This is a genomic window from Clostridium sp., assembly GCF_016650095.1.
Classification (GTDB): Bacteria; Bacillota; Clostridia; order Clostridiales; family Clostridiaceae; genus Clostridium_AD.
This window is the reverse complement of record NZ_JAENWL010000327.1, coordinates 1-4370: the sequence shown is the minus strand read 5'-3', so window position 1 is coordinate 4370 and position 4370 is coordinate 1. Positions and strand designations below refer to the sequence as shown.

Here is a 4370-nt window from a genome sequence, read left to right as displayed (position 1 = left end):
CTGCACTCAAAACAGTAGCAATAATTTTATAAAAAGATGTGGAATAATATGTTTCTATAAAAGTTGGGAATATTCTAGATATCTTAGTAAGGAGAATAGCTAATGGCATAAGTAAGATAAAAAACAATTGTTTGCTAGATATAAATTTACTCAGATAAATACCACCTTTCTCTCTGATTTCCTTATTTTTAACACAATTTTATCTTTATTCTATTATAATATATAAGAGCGCAAAAACCAACAACAAATACTATGAACTAGCATATTTTTTATTTTAATGTATAAACGCCCTAAACTCTTGTTCGAGTTTAGGGCGTTACATAAACTGGAAGTTTATGTTTGCTAATTGAATAAAATAGTTGTTGACGTTGAATTTTGATTATGTTTGGAAACGTTTATGGCATACCATTTAGCGCACTCCGTAGCCGACTAAAGGGCAAACCTATTAAAAAAAGCAGTCTATTTTATGAAATAAGTATGATTTTAAGTATTATAATATTTTTGCCGGTTGCTTTTATTCATGGTTTGATTTCTGATATAGCTAAAATTCCTATCATTACTTTTGAAAAATGTGACTAATAAAAAGAGAATGCTTAAAGATCCATATCCTAATGGAATTATCTAAACATTCTCTTTGATTTATTTTAAGAAAAGTAGAATCGCTATAATTAAATTGCAACTAAGGCTACAATTTAAATTGCTGCACGATCTCAACAAATATCATCTAAGGGTTGCTCTACAACTTCCCATTCATATTCTTTGCATAGTAGTGCTCTAATATATCCTCGATCGTTAGTGGTAGATTCAATATAGAAGCCTATTCCATAATAAAATCTAATAAGTGTAAACATTCTTGAGGCAGTATGAAGATACAAAGAAGTGATATCTGATTCTCTCATGGCGTTATCCACTGCATTCATTAATATTTTACCGATACCATTATTTTGGTGCAGTGCTGAAACTCCAAATCTACTTAGATAAGCTGTGTTATCAGGCTTAAGTTCAATTCGTACACTACCAATAATTTTTTCATTAGATAATGCTACAAAAACTTCAGTAGTTTCTATAGCTTTTTTTACATCTTCATAGCTTTCCTCAAGAGGTGCAACTAACTGTGTAATTCCAGCATTTTCCGTATACATCTTAAAAGATTCTCTTGCCAGTACTCGTATTGCTTCAATATCGCTTGTACTAGCTTTTCTAACCTCAAAGGACATTTTTTCCATCGATCTACCCCCAATATCAAATTATTTATGTGTATAATTATACAAAAATATTTATTTAAATACAATATATATTTTGCAAAAACATTAGAAATAAGTATAAAGCTTGAAAAATATAAAATATAATATATGCTATTTTACCAAATAACCGCCATCAACAGGAATAATTGCACCACTTACATAGTCACTTGCATGTGAGGCCAAAAATATCGTTGCCCCTTTCATGTCTTCGCCGGTGCCCCATCTCTTTGCAGGAATTCTATCTGAAATTTGCTTGCTTCTTATCTCATCAGAAATCAGTGCAGAATTCATTTCCGTTGCCATGTAACCAGGGGCAATGGCATTAACATTAACCCCTCTGCCTACCCAATCATTTGACATTTCCTTTGTAAGTTGCATTACACCACCTTTAGATGCGGAATATGCTGGAACTGTCTGTCCTCCGAAAAAAGATGACATAGACGCTATATTAATTATTTTACCATATCCTTTTTTAAGCATAATGCACCCTGCCAATTGACACATAATAAATACAGAATTAAGATTAATACTCATAACCTCATCCCATTCCTCAATTGGAAAATCCTCTGCGCTATGCCTTCTTTGAATGCCTGCCGCCGTTACTAGAATATCCAAATCACCACCCAATGCTGCCAGACAATCATCAAATGCTCGGTAATTTTCTTGCCTATCTCTTAAATCTGCTTTCACGCCATAGCATTTATATCCTTTTTCAACAAAAGCTGCTGCTGATTCAAAAATTTTATCTGAAGATCCTATAATAGCCACTTCACAACCAGCTTCTAATAATCCTTCAGCCATTCCATAACCAAGACCTTTACTACCTCCTGTTATAATAGCTTTTTTACCTTTAATATCAAACATACTCACAATACCACTCCTTTTTAATTCTGGAAACACATAATCAAATACAATTTTCTTCAAGAAGTTTACATTGAGCTTACCTATGGAGTCTGCAACGTTCCATCACTCAGTCTTGTCTGCGTCCAGGTTGTCACCGTATTTTCGCATGGGTATTTTGCTGCTTTAGCTTCATTAATATCAATTCCTAGTCCTGGTTTATCATTCGCATATACATAGCCATTCTTATATTCTGGCATACCTTGAAATACATCAAGCAAAGCCCCTCTTGGTCCTTTTAACTCTTGTATGACAAAATTCGGTGGCTCTGTTCCAGACCATTCCTGCACCCCGAAATTACGTGCAGACAAATCAATATGTATATTAGCCGCATGACCTAATGGCGACATATCACCTGGTCCATGCCACGCAGTTCTTACTCCAAATTGTTCGGCAAAAATCTGTAATTTTCGCCCTGCTGTAATTCCGCCGATTTGACTGAGGTGGACACGAATATAATCAATCAATTGCTCAGAAATCAAAAATTTCCATTCATATGGATTACTAAATAGTTCTCCTTGAGCCAACGGAATTGTGGTCTTAGCACGGAGCTGACGTATCCATTCACCATCTTCTAATGAAATAGCATCTTCTAAGAAAAACAAATCATATTTCTCTAACTCACACGCAAATTTAATAGCCTCAATAGGCTTTAACCGCTCATGTACATCATGACACAATTCAATATCAAACCCAATCTTACTACGAATACCATCAAATAGCTTTAGCGTATCACGCATATATTTTTTGCTGTCAAGGTAAATTCCATCCAAGGCCCCATTGGGAGAACTAGAAGGTGTCTTCCCATAGCTATCGCCACCATAGCCACCACTTTGGCAGCGGATATGAGTTATACCTTGCTCTTTATATTTTTGTATATTTTCACACAGCTCGTTTAAGTTTTTGCCATCAGCGTGGCGATAGATAGGAACTCCTTCGCGGCATTTGCCACCAAACAATTGATATACTGGCATATTAGCCATTTTACCTTTGATATCCCATAGTGCCATATCTACACCAGAAATAGCACTATTTTCAATCGGGCCATTGCGCCAATATGCATTTTGATGCATCAACTGCCACAACTCTTCAATATTTTCTACACTTCTACCAACTAGAAGCGGTTTTAAATATTCTTCAATTACGCACTTAACTGCTAAATGACGATATGAAAAAGTTGCGCACCCTAACCCATATAGCCCATCTTGGTTCGTTACTATTTTTACGACAATTAAATTGATACCCTCAGGGGCCGTAAGAATTACTTTAATATCAGTAATTTTAGTTGACATTTTTCTCCTCCTTCCACACGAGTATAATTTATATGACTTAATTTAAATATTCAATAACTTGTTGTGTAATATCTACTTTAAGAATTATCACTAGGAGTACCCTCGATTATTTATTCATCTTATCGGTTGTTACTCGTCAGACAAGCCCACTGTTATTATAATAAACTAAAATTTCAAATTAATCCATGGAAAATACAAAAATGTATATTTTCTAATATTTGTTGCTTTTAACAAAGTAACAAGTCTATTAATTGGATAATTCATAAGGTGAGGGAGCTCAACTTTTTTTATTTCAGCAAGGCCTGTTATTTGAAAAATATAGTAAACATTTTATAATTTCATTATAGTTTATATATATTCTGAAAATACGATACATACAATATTGTAAAAAAATGCGCCATATGAAAGATGTAAAACAACTCAATAAATATTAAAATTTGAAAGGAATAAGATAATGAATTTTACAGAAATTATGAAACAAAATAAAGGATATTGTTCAAAGTACACAGATATGCCGTCAGAATTACAACAAAAGGCGAAAGAATTACAACAAAAGGCGAAAGAATTATGTTGGAAATATAATCAGACTGGACCATCTGAAGGAGAAAAAAGAAGTAGTATTCTAAAAGAATTATTTGGAACTTATCATCCGCTAACATTTATTGAACCGTCATTTCGTTGTGATTATGGTTTCATTATACATACCCATGGACTTACTGCGATTAACTATAATTGTGTTTACTTGGATGGCTAAAATAACAACCCTCGCAAGCTATTATTTATGCAGTTGGAAGTAACTTTATTATTAAACTCCCAAGATACAAAAATAAGGCTGATAAAAACACTAATCCCAATTATGTAGATAAGAGTTGAATTCAATGTGTTGTTAAATAACGCTCTATTATCGGATAAAGCCGCTTTACTTTTATGATAT

5 protein-coding genes are annotated in these 4370 nt (G+C 33.5%); 2 read left to right on the top strand and 3 right to left on the bottom strand.

The window, feature by feature from the left end; genetic code table 11:
• Positions 1-381: 381 nt before the first annotated feature.
• A complete protein-coding gene (locus JJE11_RS15505) occupies positions 382-579 on the top strand; it encodes a hypothetical protein (protein WP_291637225.1) in 198 nt (65 codons plus the stop codon).
• Positions 580-710: 131 nt separating this feature from the next.
• On the opposite strand, the gene JJE11_RS15500 is transcribed toward JJE11_RS15505, so the two are convergent.
• From JJE11_RS15500 to JJE11_RS15490, 3 genes are all read right to left on the bottom strand, one after another.
• On the bottom strand, positions 711-1226 hold the full coding sequence (locus tag JJE11_RS15500; protein WP_291637223.1) for a GNAT family N-acetyltransferase: 516 nt from the start codon (positions 1224-1226) through the stop codon (positions 711-713).
• A gap of 129 nt (positions 1227-1355) precedes the next feature.
• Entirely contained in the window at positions 1356-2168 is an 813-nt protein-coding gene (locus JJE11_RS15495) for an SDR family oxidoreductase (RefSeq protein ID WP_366927950.1), read from the bottom strand.
• Positions 2169-2188: 20 nt separating this feature from the next.
• Positions 2189-3436 carry an enolase C-terminal domain-like protein gene (locus JJE11_RS15490; RefSeq protein WP_291637221.1) on the bottom strand — a complete coding sequence of 416 codons (1248 nt, stop codon included), beginning with the start codon at positions 3434-3436 and terminating at the stop codon, positions 2189-2191.
• 454 nt (positions 3437-3890) lie between these two features.
• Here JJE11_RS15490 and JJE11_RS15485 point away from each other — a divergent pair, with 454 nt between their 5' ends.
• Positions 3891-4190, top strand: a complete 300-nt coding sequence (locus JJE11_RS15485; protein ID WP_366927949.1) for a maltose acetyltransferase domain-containing protein — start codon at positions 3891-3893, stop codon at positions 4188-4190.
• The last annotated feature ends 180 nt before the right edge of the window (positions 4191-4370 follow it).